Source organism: Peribacillus sp. TE19612 (assembly GCF_056279465.1).
Window position 1 is genome coordinate 210,350 of sequence record NZ_JBWCCL010000006.1, and the last position, 24,530, is coordinate 234,879.

Here is a 24,530-nt window from a genome sequence, read left to right on the forward strand (position 1 = left end):
AATTCCCGATTGGGGCTTTAGCTTTCATTCACACAAAAAAGCCGGCCCTTCATATAGGGCCGGCTTTTTTGCAGGAATTATTGATTCACGTAATGTTCTTTCACGACTGTAGCACAACGCGGGCAAAGTGTTGGATGATCCTCCACTTGACCTACTTCCTTCGAAACATTCCAGCAACGTTCACACGTTTCACCTTCTGCTTTTGTAACAAGGATTGCTATATCCTCAAGTTTAACCGCTTCAGCTGGGGCACTTGCCACTTCTCCAGCGATTTCAAATTCAGATACGATGAATAGCTGTTCAAAGCTTTCCTTGATGCCATCAAGCAGGTTTTTCGTTTCTTCATTAACATATACCGTCACTTTAGCATTCAGTGATTTTCCGATGACCTTCTGGTTCCGGGCTTCTTCCAATGCTTTCAGAACATTATCACGGACATCCATGAACGCCGTCCATTTTGCTTCAATGACTTCAGCATCATCAATGGAAATTTCTTCAGGCATCAATGTCAACTGTACACTTTCTTCCGTTACACCCGGAATGAACGCCCATACTTCATCAGCTGTATGAGAGAGGATCGGTGATACCAATTTAGTCAAGCTGACCAATGATTCGTAAAGGACCGTTTGGATGGCCATACGCTCTTTCCCATTTGGTGCTTCACAATAAAGAATGTCTTTAGCATAATCAAGGTAGAACGAACTTAAATCCTGTGTACAGAAATTATTGACCATATTATAAATGGTAGCAAACTCATAATTTTCATAACTTAGCTTCGACTGTTTGATCAGTTTATTTAATTTAACCAGCATGTATCGATCGACTTCAGGCAATTCTTGAACAGCCACTTTATCGGTCTTAGGATTGAATCCATCCAAGTTCCCTAACAGGAAGCGGAAAGTATTACGGATCTTACGGTAAACTTCCGAAACTTGTTTTAAAATAGGATCGGAAACCCTGACATCCGATTGGTAATCCACCGAAGCTACCCAAAGGCGTAAGATATCTGCACCCAGTTGGTTCATGACCTTGGATGGCAGTACAACATTCCCAATCGACTTACTCATTTTACGGCCTTCGCCATCCAATGCGAACCCGTGGCTAAGTACACCTTTATATGGTGCTTTGCCTGTAACGGCAACGCTTGTTGAAAGTGATGAGTTAAACCAGCCGCGATATTGATCGGACCCTTCTAAATAAAGGTCAGCAGGGCGTTGCAAGTCGTCTCTTTCTTCAAGTACCGCTTGATGAGAAGAACCGGAATCGAACCATACGTCCATGATATCCGTTTCTTTCGTGAAGATACCATTCGGGCTGCCTTCATGTGTATAGCCCTCAGGCAGAAGATCTTTCGCTTCACGCTCAAACCAGATGTTTGAACCGTGTTCGCGGAATAGGTTTGAAATATGGTCGATGGTTTCATCCGTAATGATCGGCTCGCCATTTTCTGCATAAAACACTGGAATTGGCACGCCCCAAGCGCGTTGGCGGGAAATACACCAATCCCCACGGTCACGGACCATATTGAATAGGCGCGTTTCGCCCCAAGCCGGTACCCATTCCGTTTCTTCAATCGCTTCCAGAAGTTCATTGCGGAAGTCCTTGATTGACGCGAACCATTGTGCTGTTGCACGGAAGATCGTTGGCTTCTTCGTCCGCCAGTCATGTGGATAAGAGTGCGTGATGAACGTCAAGTTCAATAACGCGCCAGCTTCAGTTAATTTTTCGGTAATCGGTTTATTCGCTTGATCATAAAATAATCCGGCAAATTCCCCTGCTTCTTCCGTCATGACCCCTTTTTCATCTACAGGACAAAGTACGTCCAAGCCATATTTTTGCCCAATGATAAAGTCATCTTCACCATGACCTGGCGCAGTATGAACACAGCCCGTTCCAGCTTCAGTCGTTACGTGCTCACCTAACATCACTAAAGATTCACGGTCATAAAGAGGATGTTTGGCAACAGCACGGTCCAACTCGCCCCCTTTTACTGTTTTTTGGATGGACGGGTTTTCCCAGCCTAATGTTTCCGTAACCGATTCAAGCAGTGCCTCAGCAATTAAGAATTTTTCATTTTCGACAGCCACTACTACATAATTTAATTGCGGATGCAATGAAATACCAAGATTAGCCGGAATCGTCCATGGAGTTGTCGTCCAGATGATGATCTTGACGCCTTCATCGATTACTCCTTTGCCATCTGTGACTTCAAAAGCAACATAGATCGAAGCAGAGCGTTTGTCTTGATATTCGATTTCGGCTTCGGCTAGCGCTGATTCACTTGAAGGGGACCAGTAAACAGGTTTTTTCCCTTTATAAATGTAGCCTTTTTTCGCCATTTCACCGAATACCTTGATTTGCTGTGCTTCATATTCAGGTTTCAATGTGATATAAGGATTTTCCCAATCACCACGGACCCCTATTCTCTTAAACTGCTCACGTTGATTGTCAATCTGGCCATAAGCATACTCTTCACAAAGCTTTCTGAATTCGGCAACGCTCATTTCTTTCCGTTTCACGCCTTTTTTCGTCAATGCCGTTTCGATTGGAAGCCCATGTGTATCCCAGCCAGGTACATACGGTGCTTGAAAACCGCTCATCGATTTAAATCGGACAATGAAATCCTTTAAAACCTTATTCATTGCATGGCCCATGTGGATATCGCCGTTGGCATATGGAGGTCCATCATGCAAAATGAATAAAGGACGTCCTTCCGTTTGTTCTTGCACTTTTTTATAGATGTTCATTTCTTTCCATTTTTCTTGGATTTCCGGTTCACGCTTCGGCAAATTCCCCCGCATTGGAAATTCAGTTTTAGGCATCAATAAGGTATCTTTGTATTCCATCATAAAATCCTCCATCCGTCTTTTAAAAAAATTCATTCGAACCGATGACTTGATATCCGGCCAAAATAAAAAGCCCTCTCATCCCTAAAAAAGGGACGAGAAAGCTTTGCTTCCCGCGGTACCACCCTGGCTAGAAAGATTCACGAAGTGAATCCAACCTCTCGAGCATTCGTAACGTGAATGAAACGCTTCATTTACTTACTGCAAAAGCAGGTTCAACTCAGAACTCAAGGGTGATCTTCAATATCTTCGCTTATTCCGGGCTTTCACCATCCCCGGTTCGCTAAAAATAAGTGTGTGAAGAATTTACTTTCCCTGTCATCGTCTAATTTCATAATGAATTGTATTGTTAAAAAATTATATGCGAAAAAAGTGTTCAAAGTCAAGGGATCGTTTAAATTTCCTCTTCCACTCTCTCATTTAATTCTATTTCAGTCGCATCCACTTCATAATCCAGAAGATGATCCCAATCGTCATTGTCCAGCAAATCCAGCTGTGCACCGACAAGCATTTTGAAACGTGTCCGGAATACTTTGGATTGCTTTTTCAAATCTTCAATATCCATCGCTATTTTCCTTGCTTTCACAAGTGACTCATTTACAATCCTGTCAGCATTTTTCTCTGCTTCCTTTATGATCAGTTTCGCTTCTTTTTGGGCATTGCGCCTTAATTCTTCGGCTGCTTCCTGAGCGACAATAATCGACTTGTTAAGTGTACCCTCAATTGTCGTAAAATGTCCCAAACGATCGAAAGTCTCGTTCAGTTTATCTTCAAGTTCCTTCTTCTCCCTCAAAATCAGTTCATAATCTTTAATGACCTGGTCGAGAAATTCATTTACTTCATCTTCATCATACCCTCGAAATACTTTGTTAAATTCCTTGTTATGTATATCTATCGGGGTTAAGGGCATTACGGCACCTCCAGAACGGTTTCTACTCTAGTATGTTAAAACTCTATATTCGACAATAAATTTATGATTCCTGCTTTTTCTTGAATTATTTTTGTCTGCCTAACGAGATTCTCCACTTATCCTTCTTGGTTTTCCCATCGATTGAAGTTATTTTACATCTGCCAAAACCTCTGATGGAAAGTGTGTCACCCTCACGGCATTCTTCCGAGACGTTTTCCGTTTGCTTGAAATTCACCTTTACTTTTCCTGACGTTATCAAGGACTGGGTTTTTTGACGGGACAAATTCAGGACGGCCGATAGCACACTGTCAAGCCTAAGAGAACTGACGGTGGTTACTTGCTCTTCCCACTTTTCCTTAACTTGGACGATATTCTCGATTGGAAGCCGTTTGATGGAAACGGAAGCATTCCCTATTTTCTCCAGATTCCCAGTGAGATATGAATCCATCTCTTCGGCAGCTATAAATTGAATATGCTCTTCCGTCACTATTATATCACCAAATTTTTCACGTTTTACCCCTAGTGACATCAAGGTTCCAAGTATTTGCCTATGTTCAAGCGTTACAAATTTTTTTGGATAGGAGATATCGTATAAGGAGATATTGAAATCAGATGGTTCAGGAGAGTAATAATCAGGGAAAATGAGCACACGTTTTCGCTCTACGAAATCGCTCCCGCCATTGAATTGCAGTTTCGCTTCCGGATCATTCCCTATTAAGGAAGTAAGGATTTCCTGCTGACGCGGATCAAGAAAATCAGATAGTTTCGGAGCGTAGGAATGTTTAACCTGATCAATCCAATTCATAGCCTGGTCGATAAAATCTTTTTCCTCCGGCCTGAAATGCTGATAAATACTCATGATTGAATAAATGCTCCTTAGTTATCAATTTAATGGTCGATCATAAGGAATTGATTGAACTCATTCTGCGTTGCAACTACACAGCGGAAAATGTTCCGACTGTGTAGTAATATGCATGTCAGGTTAATTGTTGATCATCCAATTAATGTCTGTAAGTAATAGATTCCATAACCGCTGGCAAAATTAAGAACCAGCAAGGCCACAAGAGGTGAAAGATCAATCATGCCAAGTGGAGGAATGAACTTTCTGAACGGTTCTAAATACGGTTCGCAAATTTTTTCCAAAAATTGACCGATTGATGTCTCCCTTGCATTGGGGAACCATGACATCAATATGTAAACGATTAATGCCATTGAATAAATTTCAATTAAATAATATAAACCCTGAAGCACTAGACCCATTAACCATTACCACCTCGCTTCTTCGTACTCCTCTTCGGCGGCGAAGCCGGTAATATTACCGGAAACATCGACGTTGTCCGGGGTACATAAGAATATATCTGTTCCGATTTTTTGGATATCCCCGCTGATTGCATAGACAGTCCCACTTAGAAAATCGATGATTCGCTTTCCTTGGTCATGCTGGATTCGTTGAAGGTTCACGACTACTGCGCGCCTGTTTTTCAAATGATCAGCTACCTCCTGGGCTTCTGCATAAGCACGCGGCTCCAATAATACTACTTTAGAAGATTTCTGTACGCTTTGCAAACTTACGATATTCTGATTGGTATTATTCCCTGCAGAAGCTGACTGCTGCTGTTTAGCTGACTTCACGACTTTTGGTTCAGCCTCCTCTTCTTCCACCACTTCATCCCTGTACTCATACTCATCATCCAGCGCGAAATAAGATTTAAATTTTGATACGAACGACATCTATAGCGTACCTCCTTAAAATTATTCGCCTACAAGTGCTGTACCAATCCGGATCATTGTAGCGCCTTCCTCAATGGCAATCATGAAATCATTGGACATACCCATGGACAATTCAGTACAGGGGGCATGCTTCAACTCCAAAGCTTGTACTTCGACCTGGATGCCTTTCAGTTTCCGGAAGCATTCCCGCAAAATCCGTTCATCATCGGTCAATGGAGCCATCGTCATCAATCCTGCAACATTCACCTTATCAAAAGTAGATAACCCTTTTATGAAATCAATAGTCGCCTCTGGATTCAGACCATGTTTTGATTCCTCACCAGATACGTTCACCTGCACTAAACAGTTTATCGGCTCATTTGCGCGTTTTTGAATTTCTTCTGCCAAAGAAATTCGATCCAATGAATGGATATATGAAATTTTATCGATGACATTCCTCACTTTGCGTGTTTGCATGGAACCAATATAATGCCAGTTTGGCTTGTCCTTCAGCACTTCATATTTAGCCAATAGACCTTCGTCACGGTTTTCGCCCAAATCAAGTATTCCCGCTTCCAATGCTTCTTTCGCTCTCTCGACCGAAACATATTTCGTCACTGCGATCAACTTTATCGCTTCACGGTCCCTTCCACTATTTTCACATGCTATATTTATTTTTTCTTCGATGTTTTTTAAATTGTCCACTACTTTCACTGTTACTCTAAATCCTCCTTCCAACCGATAAAACTCATCAATCTGCCTGTCTTCCCGTTATCACGGCGATGTGAAAAAAACAATTCATGATCACAGCTTGTACAGTATGATGTAACGTCGATCTGACTATTTGGAATTCCTGATTTTTGAAGAATCAATGCATTAAGTTGCTTAAGGTCTAACTGATATTGTCCTTCACTGATTAAATTATAGGGCTTTTCGTCAATATCTACCAGCAAATTCTGCACTAAATCCATGACATAATCATCAACTACATAGCATTTCGAACAAATCGAAGGTCCAATAACAGCAAATATCTCACTTGCTTTTATACCCTCATTCAGCCATGCCTCAACCATTTTTCGTGCAATCCCATTAACCGTGCCCTTCCAGCCAGCATGTGCCACCCCAATCATACCATGTGCCGGAGCAAGAAAGTATAAGGGCACGCAGTCTGCATAGCAAAGGGTCAATAGAACGTTTGGGTCCTTCGTATAGAATCCATCAGTCGCTTTAAAGGCTGAATCATAATCCGCAGCACCTCTCCCGCAATCTCGGCTGGTAACCTGATGGATATTCGTTTCATGTGTCTGCTCGGCCCCTATCCATTCATTAAGCGGATACATCAGCTTATCGGCTATAATCCTGCGGTTTCCCTGGACATCACCAAGTTTATCCCCGACATGAAAACCGGTATTCAATGTTTGAAATTCACCTGTACTGACTCCCCCATTTTTTGTGGTGAAGCCCGCTACGAGCTGGAGATTTTTTTGTCTCCAGCTGTCAATGAGCATATATTGGTCTTTTATTAAAACAAATGGCTCTTTCATGCTAAAAACCTCTTTATTTTTAGTCTAGTGTATCATATATTTGCGCCATGCACCTTTAAAAACGTTCATCTTTCAGTTCTCCTTGAAATACCGTCTGATGTTCAACAAGTATGACATCCGCACCGATTTTTTTTATTTTGCGCCATGGAATCACAATGTCTTGTTCTCTTCCAAAAAAACCCATTAATCGGGTGCCATTTGAAACGACGATGGCCTCTATTTTCCCCGTGGCCGTATTTATTTCAAGGTCTGACATATTACCCAACTTCTTTCCATCCGCTATATTGACGATATCCTTTATTTGAAATTCTGAAATCCTGGTCACATCACTCAGCTCCTCAAAAATTCATCATAGATGAAGGTCCTATTCCTATGTATATGACAAGATGCGCTCAAGGATGAAGATTACGATAAATAAACGTCCCCGATTCACGATCCCTTCCGGAAGGGATTTTCAACAAAATAAAAAAGCCGCAATGGATAAGTAGCTATGAAGCGGGTATCGACATTTTTTCCCTGCCCGCTTCAGCTAACTTTTTCTCATGCTCAGCTTCTACTGTTGGATATTTTTATTCATTTGCTTGATTGCCGCTTTTTCCAAGCGGGAGACCTGTGCTTGTGAAATGCCGATTTCCTCGGCTACCTCCATTTGCGTCTTCCCTTGGAAAAACCGTTTGCGAAGGATCATTTTTTCCCGGTCATTCAACCGTCTCATGCCTTCATTTATAGCTATTTCATCAATCCAGGTACTATCTTTATTTTTTTCATCACTCAGTTGGTCGAGTACATAAATCGGATCCCCGCCATCATTATAAATCGGTTCAAAAAGTGAAACTGGATCTTGTATAGCATCTAGTGCAAAAACAATTTCTTCATGAGGTACTTCCAACACCTTGGCGATTTCTTCAGCTGTCGGCTCACGAAGGGTCTGGCTTATGAGCTTTTCTTTTACCTGCAAAGCTTTGTAAGCGATGTCTCTTAAAGAACGGGATACCCGAATCGGATTATTGTCACGAAGATATCTTCTGATTTCTCCAATAATCATCGGTACAGCATACGTTGAAAACTTAACATTTTGACCTAGGTCAAAGTTATCTATCGACTTCATCAACCCTATACAGCCTACCTGAAATAGATCATCTACATACTCTCCCCGATTGTTGAAGCGTTGAATGACGCTTAGAACGAGTCGAAGATTCCCGTTTACCAGTTTCTCTCTTGCTGAAATATCGCCATCTTGCAGTTCTTTAAAGAGTTTTCTCATTTCTTCATTCTTTAAAACCGGTAATTTTGATGTATCCACACCGCAGATTTCAACCTTATTACGAGACAAAATTATTCCCTCCTCACAGGAGCGCTGTACAAAAAACAGTATTTCCGCGGGAGGAAAAAATATGCACAAGGCTAGAACAGAAAATCCCGATTATTTTTCAATATAGCTACCGAAGTATTGATTTGATTGACATTCAAGCACTTTATTTTTTTACACCATTTTATTAAATTCTTTACGAAGCCTCTTAATAATCCGTTTTTCCAAACGCGAAATGTAAGATTGGGAAATGCCCAGCATGTCGGCAACGTCCTTTTGGGTTTTTTCTTCTCCTCCTGCAAGTCCAAAACGGAGTTCCATTATCTGTTTTTCACGTTCCGATAACTGTGTAAGTGCTTTTGTCAGCAACTTACGGTCAACGTTTGCCTCAAGGTCTTTCGTGATAATGTCATCATCGGTTCCAAGTACATCGGATAACAGAAGTTCATTTCCATCCCAATCAATATTCAGTGGTTCATCAAAAGAAACTTCAGAGCGGATTTTGTTATTTCTGCGTAAATACATCAATATTTCATTCTCGATGCATCTCGATGCATATGTAGCCAGTTTTATTTTCTTCTCAGGATTGAATGTATTCACAGCTTTGATCAAACCTATGGTGCCTATGCTAATTAAATCTTCAATGTTGATGCCTGTATTTTCGAATTTCCTGGCAATATAAACAACCAGCCTTAAATTACGTTCAATCAAGATCGAGCGTGCAGCTTCATCGCCATTTGGTAATTTATTGATCAGTATTGCCTCTTCTTCCTTTGAAAGGGGCGGCGGCAGTGCCTCACTCCCTCCTATATAAAATATTTCGTCCGTTTTCAATCCGAGCTTGAACAATAGTTTGTACCAAAAGTAAGTAAGCCGAAGAATGAATTTCTTCAAAATAATTCTCCCTTCTAATAAACGGATTATGGGTCAAATTTAAGAGTGAATCGATGGTTCAGGAGGCAGTTTGCACCGGTATGCCGGTTAACATCTTCGGGTGAACGATAGATTGATAGCTATTGTCGGGAGAGAGTTGTTGAAAGGTAAACGAAATGAGACCCTGCTTGACATGAAATTCTTTTTCTCCTTGAACGATTTTAATATAATCCGGTTTGATTGCGGTTAACAGCTGATGTTCATGACCTACGACTTTATAAGGGATGACACGCATTCTTCCTGTCCATGAATATTCGGGCTGCACTTCCTGACTAATCAGGGTATCGGGGTTTTTAAAGAGCTCTAGCATATCATTCGGAATTCCTGTTTCCGCGCCTGAAAGAGAAATGATCATTACTGGGGAACGTGTAATCGGGTCATATAGTTGATTGCCGCTATCCACCAATCCATGAAACGTTCCTTCAAAGTCAGAAATTTTAACCGAGACCGAAACCATTTGTTCATGTGTAAGCTTGGTCATTTCCATCCCTTCTAGTGTTCGCTTGGAAAATTGCCATGCGAGCGGGAACCCGATCATGATGAATATCCAGCTGACAGGGTCGCCAAAACGATTGATTCCGGCATATTGACCAGGGTCCTTGGACACGATTTGGAATTCAAATAGGTAGTGAAGTCCCAGAAGGATTCCTCCCGATAAAAATGTCACAAAATATAAAGTGGCCACCGATTTCACGAATAGTTTTAACCTATTAAACCCAAAGGTTGCCAGCACCATGACCATGGATACTAAAATCTTCATGTATACCCGGTCGGCAATTGCATAAAAAGGAGTGAATGCCAATACGATAATGAAGGAACCAATCAATCCGCCGATGCATACCCGCCAAAGAGCTACCCTTCGTTTGAGAATGATTGCGGTCCAATATAAAAGGAGGCAGTCAAATAACCAATTCAATAACCAGATCACATCTAAATATAAAGTCAAACGCCCTCCCCTCCTTATATGAACTAACCTTCCACTAGCAAAAAGTATAGCGTACTGCCCTAAGAAAGTGTGTCACTTTTTGTACTGAAAACTTAAGAGTTTTTCAGTCATTTTTACCCTTTTTGTAGAAAATCAGCTATTGATATTTTCAATACTGTCTTAGAGACTATCCTGCTCCCTTTTACTGCTGTCGATTTATGTTATAAAAGTTTAATAATTTCTCTCTCATCTTTTTACATTAATGAATGGAAGTGAACAAAAGACGGAAGCTCCCTTCTGCCCAGGTAACATCCAGCACAATTCCGTCTAGGAATGCATTTTATTAACGACAAAAAACCGTCCCCAAATGGGAACGGCATATAACGTCGGTATTAACGGCGTCTGTTACGGTTACGGAGGAATGTTGGAATATCCAAAGCCTCATCACCTTGATTGGCATTACGTGCAGGCTGTTCATTGACTTCTTCCCTCTTCACTTCACGCTTCACGTTAGACTGTGGCGTTTGTTGTGTCTGAGGTCTTGATTGCTGCTGCTGTCCGAGTGTTGGACGTCCAGTAGGCCGAATTGAAGCTTCAACCTCGTTAAATCCTGTAGCAATTACCGTAACGACGATTTCGTCTTTAAGGTTTTCATTGATAACAGAACCAAAAATCATGTTGACGTCTTGATCGGATGCCGTAGCCACGATATCGGCCGCTTCCTGGACTTCAAAAAGACTTAGGTTCGTACCACCGGTAATATTCATCAGTACGCCTTGGGCGCCATCAATCGATGTTTCAAGCAACGGACTGGAAATGGCTTTTTTCGCCGCTTCCGCCGCACGGTTTTCCCCGGAGGAAATCCCGATTCCCATAAGAGCTGAACCTTTGTTGGACATGATCGTCTTCACATCGGCAAAGTCCAAGTTAATAAGACCTGGAACAGCAATTAAATCTGAAATCCCTTGTACACCTTGGCGAAGTACATTATCCGCTTCACGGAATGCTTCAAGCATTGGCGTGCTTTTATCGACGATTTCAAGGAGGCGGTCGTTCGGAATGACGATCAGTGTGTCAACCGATTCCTTCATGGATGAAATGCCGCCTTGTGCCTGTGTTGCACGTTTTCGGCCTTCGAAAGTAAATGGACGGGTAACTACACCCACTGTAAGGGCCCCTAGATCTTTAGCAATGCCCGCTATGACAGGAGCTGCCCCTGTTCCCGTACCGCCGCCCATTCCAGCCGTTACGAATACCATATCGGCACCTTTAAGCGCTTCTTCAATCTGCTCTTTGCTTTCTTCAGCAGCTTTTTTTCCTACCTCTGGATTGGCACCTGCACCCAAACCGCGTGTAAGCTTCCCACCGATTTGCATTTTGATTTCTGCTTTTGATAGATTAAGAGCCTGTGCGTCAGTATTGACAGAAATAAACTCAACACCCTGTACACCATGCTCGATCATTCTGTTTACCGCATTGTTTCCGCCGCCGCCAACACCTATTACTTTTATCGTTGCTAATTGTTCTAGATTAGAATCAAACTCCAACATGACAATCCTCCTATTTTGACGAAATTCCCGATTCTTAATGATTGTTATTCAAAAAAGTAACCCAGGATTTTTTTGAATTTAGATTCACCTTTTTCACCTTGTTTTTTAGCCGTGTTCTCTTTATTTTTCTGAGAAACCTTCTGGCTGCGCTGGTCGTTATCTTCTTGAGCTTGTCCAGCTGCTACAGGAGTTTTATTAGCGGTGTTTTTTTGCATTCTCTCTTTCTTGCATGCGTGTTTAATCAAACCAACAGCCGTGGTGTATTGGGGTTCCCTAACACCGATGTAATTGGGTTCAGCTGTCCTTACTCGGTTTTGGAACACATATTGAGCTAGCTCCAGGACACCCGGCATCTTGACGACGCCCCCGGTCAACACGAAACCACCCGGTATATCCTGGAAGCCAAGTCTCTTCAAATCATCTTGAATCAACTCGAATATTTCGGTCACCCGCGCTTCAATGATATCCGAAAGCATTAACTGGTTGCAGGTCTGTTGCTGATCGCTGCCGATGATCGGTATTTGGAATACTTCATCTTCAGACGCGTCATCATAAAAGGCATGTCCATGCTTCACTTTTATTTTCTCAGCTTCTTCCATAGTCGTCCTTAGAACGATGGAAAGGTCTTTCGTAAGTGTTTCCCCGCCTATAGGTATCACAGACGTATATTGTAAATAGCCTTGTTCGAAAATTGCCAGGGTCGTGGAACCCCCGCCAATATCGACAAGTGCCACACCAAGTTCTTTTTCATCCTTGGATAAAACAAGGGAACCTGCGGCTAAGGGCTGAAGGGCGATATCGGTTATTTCCAATCCTGCCCTTTCCACACAGCGCAGCGTATTATGTAAAATTGTCCGAAGACCTGTGATTAAAATCCCTCTCATTTCCAACCGGACACCTATCATGCCCCGTGGATCACTGATTTCATCAAGTTCATCAACTTTGTAGTGAATCGGCACCACGTCGATGATTTCCCTGTCGGATGGTATCGTTATTAACTCCGCTGCTTCCCTGACACGGAAAACGTCATGCTCGGTTATCTCTTTATTGTCACTGGATACCGCTACTACCCCATGACACGGCTGAAGCGTCACATGATTTCCGCTTATGCCGACGATTACCTTTGTTATCTCCATCCCTATCATCCGTTCTGCTTGCTCTATAGCCTTTTGAATGGATTGGACGGTTTCATCTATACCGACGATCGAACCCTTTTTGAGCCCTTCTGATTTAACATTTCCTACACCGATTATATTTAATGTGTCATTGACCATTTCCCCAATGATAACTTTTACACTGGATGTACCGATGTCAAGACTTACGTATATTTCGTTGCTGTTCATTCCATGGCACCTCCTTCAGTTTTATACATGTATTAGTAGAATAACATTTTTATATCGAAGACTTATACATTATAGAATAACAGAACTGTTTACAACAACTGACGAATTTCATAGATAAGCGTTTCATTTTGTATTTCCCGAACAAAACTCGTACTTTATGGTGCATATTGTTCGCTTCTCTACGAGACTGATTTACTAAAAAAACTAGATACTGCCATAAACTATTCGTCATTTATAACTTAATTCCCTTTAAAATTATAGATTTTTTTTCTGCTTTTTCCGGGAAATGGACCATTTTTCAATCAGGATCCTTCTAATCAGGGCAATATTTTGAAAGAGCCTGACACCGAACACAAAGATTGCGGCTAAATATAAGTCTACACCAAGATGTACACCTAGAAAAGCCAAACCTGCGGCTAAAACAATATTAAAGAAGAATCCTGTTACAAATACAACTTCATCATAAAGATTTTGCAAATGAGCCCGTATCCCCCCAAATAAGGTATCAAAAGCAGCAAGCACGGCAATGGAGAGATAATTTGAATATTCATGGGGAATATCAAAATCCACCAAAAAACCAAGGGTGATTCCAATCAACAGACCAAAAACTGAAAGCCACATTACGATTCCCCCCCATCCATAATGGGTTCCATATGTTCCACGTTAATAGCATTTTGATAAGCCGGCAATGTCAACTCGCCGGAAGGCACCTTAATCTGCACTTCAAAATTGTCTATAAAGAAATCATCCATAAGTTCGGAACCTTCAATGCGCTGCTTCAGTTTCTTTGGATTAACGGTTATTGCCTGCACTTCGACCGGGTAATGAACCAGAGGATATCCGTCCATTTTCGGCTGCCCATTAATATCACGAATAACCGATGTTGATATATACCTTTGTCCTGAAATGGAAATTTCGTCAGCGCCATACCTATACATTTCATTAATGAGCCGAATGATCAATACTGGTGAAATATACTTGACCTTCTCACCGAGAAGGATATCGGCCTTGATAGGCTGTATAGATACGACTACCCCATTACCTCTTATTTCGGTCAAACCTGCGTCAGTCTTCAATTCGATCAGGGTGTCACGCAAGACTTCTTCTTTACCCTCATTTTTCTTTGTTTCATAAGATGCTATTTTTCCCTCAAGCTTACTGATACCCTCTATTAATTCCGCCTGGGTCTGCTGTTCTTTCAATAAATCATTTTTCAGTTCCCACATATCCCTTGTATCGGATACAACAGGCTGATTCACCAAATTGAATTGAATAGCGAGCATGAAGCCAGCAATCAACGTAACCAAACTAAAAGAAAGCTTTTTTTTCATTTCCAGTTTCTCACCAATCTTTCATCGAATCCGGCAGTCACGATCACCCTCCAATAATTGGATCAAAAATGATATTCTTTTGTTTTTCCACTGTAAAGATAATATTCTCATTAACCAGCTGTTCCTTGATGCCACCCGGTAAATCCAGTGAAGCACCCAGGACTTCCGGGTCCCCTATCGCAGATATGATGAAGGGAGCAGGATGCTGATGGCCATCAATTGTAATCACAGGCCCATTACAGATTATGTATGAATCATGATTTAACCTTTGACCGTTAATCGCAACAGCTTCTGCACCTGATATGTATAGTTCATTGACGACCTTGAAGACATGCTGTTCATGGACGAGGTAATTATTAACATTGGCTTCTGATTCCATATCTGTACCATCTTCAAGCGTCACCTGAAGGCCTGAGCCTTTTACTTTCACTTTTCCGAGAAACATTCGGTATTTTTCCGTTTCCTTTGCCAAATTGAAAAAAAGCTGCTTTTCCTGCGCTAGGTCTTTTTCTATTTGGGATACATTTTCTTGCTTCTGGAGGAGTTCCTTTTGAAGTTCCCGGTTCTGCTTCTCTTGTTCGATCAGCTGCTGCCTGAGCTCATATTCCTGATCCCAGGCTTTGTCCTTCCCTGCACCTTCACCTTCTTTGGTCAGATTGTAAGAGAAGGCAATCATGAATCCGAGAACCACGCAAACAAGGGGTAAAACCACCCGTTTGCCATTAATTTTCCTCATTGGAGTCTTCCTTTTGTTCAGCGTCTTCATATGCTTTAAAATAAGAACCCACTTCCAGATCGATGACTCCCTTTACATTTGGATCCAGCTGGCTGACTATCGATGGATAGTGAATCATTTTCTCGTATAAAGTCCGGCTTGTCGCACTTACTTCAAACCCATCGTTCATGAACATGACGATATGGTATTCATCGGTTTTTGTAGGAGCGTAATGAATTTCCGAAATGGCATTCTGGATCTCGACAGGAAGCTTGTCCAGCTCTTCTAAAAGCAACTTTAATGGTTTACCCTCTTTGAAACCAATTAAAACAGGGGCAAATACTGGAATTTCTCCTGTTGCTAACTCCTCTAAAACGGACCCGTTTTCCAAAATGGGTGCAAACTTCCCATTATTGGACAAATATGCCATCCTGTTATGTTCCGAAACCGTAATTTTAATGGAATTAGGAAATACCGGTGTCACCTTAACGCTTTTTATTTCTTGATTTTTTTTGATATTGGCTTCGGCTGTCCCTGTATCAACCTTCCAGATGCTTCGATCCTTCTTCACCTTACTCAATTTAATGATCTGTTTGGAAGTAATATACCGATTCCCCTCTACCTGCACGGATTTCACATAGCTCAACGGGGATAAGAAATATAGCACACAAGCAACAAGAATGAAGAAAAGGGACAGCAAAAGAACAAGTCGCCTGTTTGCTTTGCTTTTTCTTAATTGTTTTAATTTCGGGATGCGGTCCTCAATGGAAACGATTTTTCCCTTTTCCATCCCCTTCACCTCTTCCTGAAAAAATGGATGGTTCTTGACAGTGCGAAATCAAGAAAACTCAATATTATGTTCTTAACAAACTTTAAAGGTAACACATTATATCACAATATTTGGATATAATGAATCTCATTATTTTCTTCCAATGATCTCCACTTCTGTTTCCATTTCAACTTCAAATTTATCATATACAGTATCCTTCACATGCTGTATCAAGGCTTGAACATCCGCTGCACTTCCATTACCTGTGTTAACGATGAAGTTCCCGTGCATCGGTGAAATCTGAGCTCCGCCAATAGAATGTCCCTTCAGGCCTGCATTCTCGACCAATTTACCAGCATGGTGTGGAAGTGGATTCCTAAATATGCTCCCGGCACATGGAAGATTATACGGCTGGGTATCTTTACGATAATTCTTGTTATTTTGCATTCTTTCAACGATTTCGGTTTTATCCCCCTCTGTCAATTGAAAAATTGCTTCCAGTACGATACCAGGTCTTTTCTTCTGAAGCAGAGAAGTTCGATAAGAAAACTCCATTTCCTCTTTCGAAAGCCAAGCTAAAGTTCCATCTTCAAAAAGAACATGTGCCTGCTTGAGGATTTCACTCATATCGGAACCATGTGCACCAGCGTTCATATAGACTGCTCCGCCGACGGAACCAGGAATCCCACTGGCAAATTCCAATCCTGCATATCCTTTTTTACTGATTTGTACGGAGAGGCTGACAAGTGATACCCCAGCTCCTGCTTTGATCTCCGTCCCATTTATCTCGAGATGATCAAGTCCTCTACCCAATTTAAGCACGGCACCTTCAATTCCGCCATCACTGACCAGCAGGTTCGAGCCCCTGCCAATCACCCTCCACGGCATCCCATTTTCTTTGATGACCTGCATCGTTTTTTCTATATTTTCAATGGATGACGGCATGATGAATAAATCAGCCGGCCCCCCAATTTTCATAGTTGTATGATTTGCAAGCGGTTCCTGTTCAAGAACTTTGCCGATTTTCATTTCAGTTAATTGCTTTATCACATTATCCATGATAAACCTCCTTGTTGTTCCAAAATTCCAAGTTATAATTTTCATTTCCTCTTCCATGAGGTCACTTATATTACAAGATTAATAACGCCTTTTTAGCAGAAAAATGAACAGAAGCAAGCCCCAGTACGGCCTAACCCTCTTATACTATAGTCTAAACAAAGACGTATTGCCAATATTTATTGTGGATTCCCCAACATTCATACATGGTAATATTTAAGCGGCATTTCATTTATTTCTAAATTTCGGCAAGCCCCACCAAAAAATTGTTTTTCCTGGAAGGGTTTTCAACGTAAAAAAGGGAAGCCCTGCGTTCAACAGGACTTCCCTTTTGCCAAACCACATTTATTACTTATTTCAGAACCTCGAATATCGGCTAATATTCAGGAGCACCCCAATCGCCATCAACATGAGCGTCAGCGATGAACCGCCATAACTTAAGAGGGGCAAGGTGATACCCGTAACCGGCATAAGTCCCGTTACCACCCCTATATTGATCATCACTTGAATGGCGACCATTGCAATGATTCCCACCGCTACAAGGCTCCCGTATAGATCAGGGGCACCAAGTGCGATCCGAATGCCCCGCCAAAGCATTAGCGCAAATAATAAAATGACAAGAGAACCCCCGATGAAGCCAAGTTCCTCGGAAAGTATGGCAAAAATGAAATCAGTCTGCGGTTCGGGTAAATAGAAAAACTTTTGGCGGCTTTGCCCGAGTCCCAATCCGAACAATCCCCCTGGCCCGATTGCATAAAACGATTGAATCATCTGAAATCCACTGCCCAAAGGGTCTTCCCATGGATCCAGAAATGACGTGATCCTTTTTATCCGGTAAGGCGCTGACAAAATCAGACCGATAAAACCTGCTACCCCAATTAGCCCCAAACCGACAAAATGACTGATTCTTGCCCCGGAAATAAAAATCATGACAATGCACGTTCCAACCATTACCGTTCCCGTTCCAAGGTCCGGCTGTAACATGATCAAACCAAATGCCAAAAACACTAAACCCAAGGATGGAAGCATCCCTTTTTTAAAGGAGGTGATCAGCTTTTGCCGTTCTGATAAAAACTTAGCTAAAAAAGCGATCATTGCCAGCTTCATAAACTCTGAGGGTTGGACCGAAAAAGCACCCACACCAATCCAGCTCCTCGAACCATTTCTCGCCATCCCTATACCTGGTACAAGCACAGCCAGTAACATAATGAAACAAATGATGATAAGGATTTTGGCCCATGTCCGCCACGTCCAGTAATCCACATTCATGATGAAAAACATGGCTATGACACCGACGCAGGCAAAAAGCAACTGCCTTTTAGCAAAATAAAACGAATCATCAAATTTATATGTTGCCCAAATGGCACTCGCGCTGTAAACCATGATTAATCCAACAGTCAAAAGACTTAAGGTGACGATAATGAGAATGAGATCAGGATTCGATTTTTTTAATGGCACGGACATCCACCTCTAGGAAGTTTTTAGCCTACGAATATAAACATCAGTGCTGATTGCTTGTCAGCACTTTAGTCAAAAAAAAAGCGATAACGGCTCATTATCGCTTTTTTTCATGGTGTCAACGTAGAAGCAGGTTCACTTCTCTCTGCGAAAGCTCTTACTTAAGTTTATGCACGGCCTCCATAAACATGTCTCCTCTTTGCTCAAAAGTTTTATATTGATCCCAGCTTGCACAAGCCGGGGAGAGAAGAATACAGTCGCCTTCATTTGATAATTCAAATGCAGCCGGCACGGCCTTTTCTACATTATCGACACGTTTTATATTCGCTATTCCTATTTCTTTGGCTACCCGTTCAATTTTTTCCGCCGTTTCACCAAAAGTTATCACGGCTTTGACATTTTTCATCGCCGGTTTCAACTCATCAAATTCATTTCCGCGATCCAGACCGCCTGCCAATAAAATGACAGGTTCCGTAAAGGATGTTAACGCTTTGGATGCTGCAAGAATGTTCGTCGCTTTCGAATCATTATAAAATTTACGGTTATCGATCGTTGCCACGAACTGCAGACGGTGTTCCACACCATAAAATGTTTTCAGTACAGTCTGAATGGCTTCATTAGTTACACCCTTCAGCTTGGCCGCTGAGATGGCGGCGAGCACATTTTCCAAATTATGCTTCCCGGGAAGGGCTATCTCTGAAACTTCAATGATTTTTTCCCCTCGGAAACAGGCGGCACCATCTTCCACATATGCTCCATTCTCATGTTTCACTTCAGCTGAAAAAGGAACAAGTTCAGCCTTGGTCTCTTTCGCCATGGATAAAACAAGATCTTGATCTGCATTATAAATCATGAAATCTGATGCTATTTGATTTTTCGTGATGGCAGCTTTTGCTTCGACATATTCCTGTTTAGAACTGTGATAATCCAAATGTGCATCATACAAATTTGTCACGATTGAGATTTCAGGACGAAATTCGTCTATTCCCATTAACTGAAACGATGATAATTCAATGACGATCGAGTCATCTGGTTTTGCATGTTCAGCAACACCAGATGCCACTGTCCCGATATTACCGGCAATCAGAGGGGATTTTTCACCGGACTTCAACATTTCGTATATCAATGTTGTCGTGGTCGTTTTCCCATTTGTACCAGTGATTCCTATGAAAGGTGCTTCACTTATCTGGTAGGCCAGTTCAACTTCCGTGATAACAGGAATCCCTTTTTCCAATGCCCCTTTTACTATAGGGTTCCGATAGGGAATTCCCGGATTTTTCACGATCAGCTCGAACCCCTCATCCAGAAGCTCGATTGGATGACTGCCGCAGATGACTTTGATTCCCTGTTCAAGAAGACCTTGAGCCTCAGGATTTTCCGATAATGGCTTCATGTCATTAACCGTCACGAAAGCACCTAATTTATGTAGAAGCGAAGCTGCCATCACTCCGCTTTTTGCCAAACCCAATACTAATATCTTTTTCTCTGAATACTTTGCAGTCTCTTTCAATTATATCCACACCTCTAAATAGATTCCGAGTACCGCACACAGCAGCCCCACTGTCCAGAAAGTGACGACAACACGCCATTCCGACCAGCCGGAAAGCTCATAATGGTGGTGAAGCGGACTCATTTTAAAAATACGTTTACCAGTCGTTTTAAAAGATCCTACCTGAAGGATGACCGAGAGCGTTTCAATGACGAAGACTCCGCCAATGATTACCAGGAGGATTTCAAGCTTCGTTAACAAGGCGATGGTTGCGATCGCTCCCCCAAGGGCCAAGGAACCCGTATCCCCCATGAAAACCTTTGCCGGGTGTGCATTGAATACCAAAAATCCGAGTACTGCACCGACAACCGCCACCGAAAAAATGGCGACATCATATTGTGACTGACTCCAGGCCAAAATGGCAAAAGCACCAAAGGCAATGGCTGATGTCCCTGAGACAAGTCCATCAAGCCCATCCGTCAAATTGACGGCATTTGAAAAGCCTACCAGCCAGAATATAACGATGAACAGATAAAACCAGCCAAAATCAAAAGCAAAGTCAGTGCCTGGAATCGTCAATTCAGGATTAAAACGGTCTGTCTGCTTGAAGACGAAGTAAAAGATGACCGAAATCACAATTTGTCCAAGCAGTTTTTGCTTTGAAGTCAGTCCCAGGTTACGCTTCATGACCACTTTGATGAAATCATCAAGGAAACCTAATAAACCAAAACCTAAAGTAACGAATAATAATAAATACGTTTCGGTTGAAGGTGCCGAAAATTTCAAAGTCATGACCAGTGTAGCGATGGTAACAGATAATAATATGACCAAACCGCCCATGGTGGGTGTTCCCGTTTTCTTCAAATGCGATTGCGGGCCTTCTTCCCTAATACTTTGCCCGAATTTCAATCTTCTTAAAAACGGGATGAAAATCGGCGAAAGAAGAACGGTTACTAAAAACGCCACCAAAATCGTATAAAAAATCACTTGTTCCAACATTCCTTATTCCCTCATTCCTAACACAATTCAAATATAAAATTCTGCTTGATGTCTTTTCCTATTTGTTGCAGGGCAATTTCAGCCTTGGTTCAAACTGAACCCAAACGACTTTGAATCGCCTTTTCCGCTTCCTCACGGTCATCGAAGTGAAGCACTTCGTCACCGACCAATTGATAGGTTTCATGGCCTTTTCCAGCAATTAATATAACGTCGCCCTCTTCCGCCTTGGAAACTGCGTAAGCTATCGCCTGCCTGCGGTCTTCAATAACCGTATATTCTTTGCCTGCTACACCAGCTTCCATATCGCGGAGGATCTGGGCAGCATCTTCACTGCGTGGATTATCCGAAGTGAAGATCGGGTCAGTCGCCAAGCTGCATGCAATTTGCGCCATGATTGGACGCTTTGTCTTGTCTCGGTCCCCGCCGCAGCCCACTATCACGTAAATTTTCTTTCTAGCAAACTCACCAACAGTCTTTAGAACATTTTCCAAACTGTCCGGAGTATGGGCATAGTCAACAATGACCGGGAAGTCCTGATTCGCTGAAATGAGCTCAAAACGGCCTGCAACACCTTTTATATCCTGGATGGATCTAATGGTCTCATCCAGATCGTTACCGGCGCACAAAGCAGCAGAGATGGCAGAGAGTACATTATAAACACTGAATTTACCAATTAGCTTCAGCTGAATGTATCGCTCTTCTTTACCTGCTGTCAAGGTGAACGATGTGCCATTTGCATCAATTTTTATATCCTTGGCCCTGATATCCGCTTCATTGTCTATGCCGTATGTAACGACTGTAGCAGCAGTCGCTTTTATGAAATCGGCTGTTGCCTCATCATCAGCATTAAGCACAGCATATTTAGGGCGATTTTCTATGTAAGCATTGCCAAGCTGTGAGAAAAATAAGGATTTTGCCTGCCTGTATCTGTCCATGGTTTTATGAAAATCCAAATGATCCTGTGTGAGATTCGTAAAGACGGCAATATCATAATCACAGCCATGGACGCGCCCAAGCTCAAGTGCATGCGATGAAACTTCCATAATGGCCGTGGAGACGGATGCTTCGGCCATTTCATGAAAAGCCTTCTGCAATGTAACGCTATCTGGCGTCGTATTCTTGGTTTCATATACCGTATCGGCAATTTTTGTATACATCGTGCCAATCAAGCCTGTTTTTTCATGTCGATCCTCGAAAATCTTTTCCAATAAGTGACTGGTCGTCGTCTTTCCATTCGTTCCTGTAATTCCGATCAAGCGCATCTTTTGAGTCGGATGGCCATAAAATGCATCGGCAAGAACTGCCATCGCCCTGCTCGAATCCCTGACTACGATCACGGGAACATCGAGGTCAAGCGGCCTTTCGGCAATGACTGCTGCAGCTCCATGCTCTACAGCAAGTTCGGCAAAATCATGACCATCGACTGTATAACCTTTTATACAAACAAATAAACTTCCGTCTATGACTTTTCGGTTATCATTTTCAATGGAGGTGATTTCAGGATTTTCTCCTTCATACGTAAATAAGGAGTGTAAATAAGATAGTAATTTGTGAAGCTTCATTTTTCCATCCCTCTCAACTTAATTTGAGGATTCATTATATGTGATTAGCCTTGGCTTGTCGAGAAACCAATTTCAATTATACGGGGTTATCCCGACTCCGTAAACAAAGCGGCTGATGATTCTTCAGCCGCTTTAACTATTCATATATTATATTATACTTATTCTGTATTTTCGCCAAGATAAATTCTTATTGTAGAGCCTTGTTTTACTTTAACACCTGGATCTGGGGCTTGATTTATGACTTTATCCCCATTTCCGGCAATATCAAGCTTAAGGTCGATGAGCTGGGTTTGCAACTCTTTTTTGCTGAGACCCACGACGTCGGGTACCTCGACCATGACGGGATCCGTCCAGACCGTTTCCTTCTCAATCTGGTTCTTCCTTGGCTTGATGCCCATGGCCCTAAGTGAATCCTCCATGATATTCCCAACGATCGGTGCGGCAACGACCCCGCCGAATTGTACCGTTCCTTTCGGATTATCCACAGCTATATACACGACGATTTGCGGATCATCCGCTGGAGCGACACCAATGAATGAGAGAATATAATTATTTTCAAGGTATCTGCCATTTTCAGCTTTTTGGGCTGTACCCGTTTTCCCGCCGACGCGGTACGACTCCACGAATGCTCCTTTACCGCTTCCTTGGGCGACAACGGATTCAAGCGCTTCCCGGACTTTCTTAGAGGTTGCTTCAGAAATCACCTTTTTCTTCGCCTGAGGGGTCTTTCGCATCAGCACTTCCCCATTTTTTGGATTCACGAGTTCCTTCGCGATATATGGTGTATACAAAGTCCCGCCATTCACGGCCGCCGATACCGCTGTCACCTGCTGAATGGGCGTTACGGCTACACCTTGTCCAAACGCAGTAGTTGCCTGCTCTACCGGACCCACTCGATCCATGTTGAACATGATTCCTTTTCCTTCTCCGGTTAAATCAATTCCCGTCTTTTGCCCAAAACCGAAATCATTTATATATTTAAACAGCTTGTCTTTACCAAGCCGGTTCCCTAATTCTACAAAACCCGGGTTACATGAGTTCTCGACCACTTCAAGAAAAGTTTGATCCCCATGTCCTCCGCTTTTCCAGCAATGCAGCGTTGATCCTGACACTTCCACATGTCCGGAATCATAAAAATGTTCCTTTTGTAAGTCGACCTTCCCTTCCTCAAGCGCCGCAGCAAGCGTGATGATCTTAAAAGTCGATCCTGGTTCATATATACTCCAAACTGGTAAATTACGATTATACACTTCTGAGGGGACATTTTGAAAATTGGCAGGGTCGAAGGTTGGCCTGCTGGACATTGCCAATATTTCCCCTGTGTTCGGGTCCATTGCAATGGCAATTATACCATCGGGATCATATGTCGCCTCCGCATTATCGAGCTCCCTCTCCACAATTGTTTGGATTTTGCTATCGATGGTCAGCTTCAAGTTATCACCATCAACAGGGGGCTTATAGTCATCGGCCATATTCTCAAGCCTTTTCCCTTTCGCATCGGAGTAAAATTTAACGAATCCTTTTTCCCCGCTTAGTTCCTTATCATAAGACAATTCAATACCCATCAACCCTTGATTGTCAGAGCCTGTAAAGCCAAGAACATGTGAAAGGTATTCACCAAATGGGTAATGGCGCTTTGAATCTTCAGCGATATATACACCCTTTATCCCTAATGCCTTAATTTCCTTCGCCTTTTCGTGAGATATCTTTCTGCCTTCCGGAATTCTGACGCTCATCGCCTGTTTCGTTAACCATTGATAAGCCTTTTCCTTTGTCATATCCAATATTGAAGCAAGCTGTTCCGCCGTCTCCCCAGGATTCTCAATCTGTCTTGGGATGACATACACTGTTGGCGCAGATATATTCGTTGCCAGCTCGACACCATTCCGATCAAGGATTTCTCCTCGTTTGGCTTCAAAAGGAATATTCCTGCTCCAGGAATCTTTTGCCAGCCCCGTCAACTTATCCCCTAGATAAAACTGTACAATTCCCAATCGGATATCAATGATAAAAAAAACAACGATTCCGATCGCCAATGCGATTGCCAGCCGTTTTCGGACAGTAACATTCGAAACACGCAA

23 protein-coding genes are annotated in these 24,530 nt (G+C 42.4%); all 23 read right to left on the reverse strand.

From position 1 onward, the window contains the following. Positions 1-77: 77 nt before the first annotated feature. Positions 78-2,846 carry an isoleucine--tRNA ligase gene (gene ileS, locus ACZ9AO_RS12945; RefSeq protein WP_476109202.1) on the reverse strand — a complete coding sequence of 923 codons (2,769 nt, stop codon included), beginning with the start codon at positions 2,844-2,846 and terminating at the stop codon, positions 78-80. Positions 2,847-3,240: 394 nt separating this feature from the next. Then, positions 3,241-3,756 carry a DivIVA domain-containing protein gene (locus tag ACZ9AO_RS12950; RefSeq protein ID WP_034313857.1) on the reverse strand — a complete coding sequence of 172 codons (516 nt, stop codon included), beginning with the start codon at positions 3,754-3,756 and terminating at the stop codon, positions 3,241-3,243. Positions 3,757-3,841: 85 nt separating this feature from the next. After that, entirely contained in the window at positions 3,842-4,615 is a 774-nt protein-coding gene (locus tag ACZ9AO_RS12955) for a YlmH family RNA-binding protein (RefSeq protein WP_048684605.1), read from the reverse strand. A 134-nt stretch (positions 4,616-4,749) separates the two neighbouring features. Further along, positions 4,750-5,016 (reverse strand): YggT family protein, encoded by a 267-nt coding sequence (locus ACZ9AO_RS12960; RefSeq protein ID WP_034313862.1) that lies wholly within the window; start codon positions 5,014-5,016, stop codon positions 4,750-4,752. 6 nt (positions 5,017-5,022) lie between these two features. After that, entirely contained in the window at positions 5,023-5,487 is a 465-nt protein-coding gene (locus ACZ9AO_RS12965) for a cell division protein SepF (RefSeq protein ID WP_034313864.1), read from the reverse strand. 21 nt (positions 5,488-5,508) lie between these two features. After that, the gene (locus tag ACZ9AO_RS12970; RefSeq protein ID WP_476109203.1) at positions 5,509-6,180 is read right to left on the reverse strand and encodes a YggS family pyridoxal phosphate-dependent enzyme; all 672 of its coding nucleotides are present in this window, start codon (positions 6,178-6,180) and stop codon (positions 5,509-5,511) included. Positions 6,181-6,182: 2 nt separating this feature from the next. Further along, positions 6,183-7,010 (reverse strand): peptidoglycan editing factor PgeF, encoded by an 828-nt coding sequence (gene pgeF / locus ACZ9AO_RS12975; RefSeq protein WP_048684601.1) that lies wholly within the window; start codon positions 7,008-7,010, stop codon positions 6,183-6,185. 55 nt (positions 7,011-7,065) lie between these two features. Further along, a complete protein-coding gene (locus ACZ9AO_RS12980) occupies positions 7,066-7,335 on the reverse strand; it encodes a YlmC/YmxH family sporulation protein (RefSeq protein ID WP_034313870.1) in 270 nt (89 codons plus the stop codon). Positions 7,336-7,563: 228 nt separating this feature from the next. Further along, positions 7,564-8,343, reverse strand: coding sequence for an RNA polymerase sporulation sigma factor SigG (gene sigG / locus ACZ9AO_RS12985; RefSeq protein ID WP_034313871.1), 780 nt, complete (start codon positions 8,341-8,343; stop codon positions 7,564-7,566). A gap of 150 nt (positions 8,344-8,493) precedes the next feature. Beyond that, complete coding sequence (gene sigE, locus ACZ9AO_RS12990; protein WP_034313874.1) at positions 8,494-9,213, reverse strand: RNA polymerase sporulation sigma factor SigE; 720 nt, start codon at positions 9,211-9,213, stop codon at positions 8,494-8,496. Between the two features lie 58 nt (positions 9,214-9,271). Beyond that, positions 9,272-10,198 (reverse strand): sigma-E processing peptidase SpoIIGA, encoded by a 927-nt coding sequence (gene spoIIGA, locus ACZ9AO_RS12995; protein ID WP_476109204.1) that lies wholly within the window; start codon positions 10,196-10,198, stop codon positions 9,272-9,274. A 371-nt stretch (positions 10,199-10,569) separates the two neighbouring features. Beyond that, entirely contained in the window at positions 10,570-11,727 is a 1,158-nt protein-coding gene (ftsZ, locus tag ACZ9AO_RS13000) for a cell division protein FtsZ (RefSeq protein ID WP_034313879.1), read from the reverse strand. A 44-nt stretch (positions 11,728-11,771) separates the two neighbouring features. Next, positions 11,772-13,070 (reverse strand): cell division protein FtsA, encoded by a 1,299-nt coding sequence (gene ftsA / locus ACZ9AO_RS13005; protein WP_034313882.1) that lies wholly within the window; start codon positions 13,068-13,070, stop codon positions 11,772-11,774. A gap of 255 nt (positions 13,071-13,325) precedes the next feature. Continuing rightward, positions 13,326-13,691 (reverse strand): small basic family protein, encoded by a 366-nt coding sequence (locus tag ACZ9AO_RS13010; protein ID WP_063596311.1) that lies wholly within the window; start codon positions 13,689-13,691, stop codon positions 13,326-13,328. After that, positions 13,691-14,401: a DUF881 domain-containing protein gene (locus ACZ9AO_RS13015; RefSeq protein WP_251538907.1), complete on the reverse strand. Its 711-nt coding sequence runs from the start codon at positions 14,399-14,401 to the stop codon at positions 13,691-13,693. Before ACZ9AO_RS13015 ends, ACZ9AO_RS13010 begins: the two co-directional genes overlap by 1 nt. 43 nt (positions 14,402-14,444) lie before the next feature. Beyond that, positions 14,445-15,137, reverse strand: coding sequence for a DUF881 domain-containing protein (locus ACZ9AO_RS13020; protein ID WP_048684595.1), 693 nt, complete (start codon positions 15,135-15,137; stop codon positions 14,445-14,447). Beyond that, positions 15,124-15,906 carry a cell division protein FtsQ/DivIB gene (locus ACZ9AO_RS13025; protein ID WP_251538904.1) on the reverse strand — a complete coding sequence of 261 codons (783 nt, stop codon included), beginning with the start codon at positions 15,904-15,906 and terminating at the stop codon, positions 15,124-15,126. Before ACZ9AO_RS13025 ends, ACZ9AO_RS13020 begins: the two co-directional genes overlap by 14 nt. A gap of 129 nt (positions 15,907-16,035) precedes the next feature. Continuing rightward, positions 16,036-16,944 (reverse strand): UDP-N-acetylmuramate dehydrogenase, encoded by a 909-nt coding sequence (murB, locus tag ACZ9AO_RS13030; RefSeq protein ID WP_034313894.1) that lies wholly within the window; start codon positions 16,942-16,944, stop codon positions 16,036-16,038. A gap of 354 nt (positions 16,945-17,298) precedes the next feature. Beyond that, positions 17,299-18,399, reverse strand: coding sequence for a stage V sporulation protein E (gene spoVE, locus ACZ9AO_RS13035; protein WP_095389937.1), 1,101 nt, complete (start codon positions 18,397-18,399; stop codon positions 17,299-17,301). A 157-nt stretch (positions 18,400-18,556) separates the two neighbouring features. After that, entirely contained in the window at positions 18,557-19,909 is a 1,353-nt protein-coding gene (murD, locus tag ACZ9AO_RS13040) for a UDP-N-acetylmuramoyl-L-alanine--D-glutamate ligase (RefSeq protein WP_048684588.1), read from the reverse strand. After that, positions 19,910-20,887 carry a phospho-N-acetylmuramoyl-pentapeptide-transferase gene (gene mraY, locus ACZ9AO_RS13045; RefSeq protein ID WP_034313901.1) on the reverse strand — a complete coding sequence of 326 codons (978 nt, stop codon included), beginning with the start codon at positions 20,885-20,887 and terminating at the stop codon, positions 19,910-19,912. It abuts the gene before it with no gap. 89 nt (positions 20,888-20,976) lie between these two features. Then, a complete protein-coding gene (locus ACZ9AO_RS13050; RefSeq protein WP_476109205.1) occupies positions 20,977-22,449 on the reverse strand; it encodes a UDP-N-acetylmuramoyl-L-alanyl-D-glutamate--2,6-diaminopimelate ligase in 1,473 nt (490 codons plus the stop codon). 158 nt (positions 22,450-22,607) lie between these two features. After that, positions 22,608-24,530, reverse strand: a complete 1,923-nt coding sequence (locus tag ACZ9AO_RS13055) for a stage V sporulation protein D (RefSeq protein WP_251538898.1) — start codon at positions 24,528-24,530, stop codon at positions 22,608-22,610.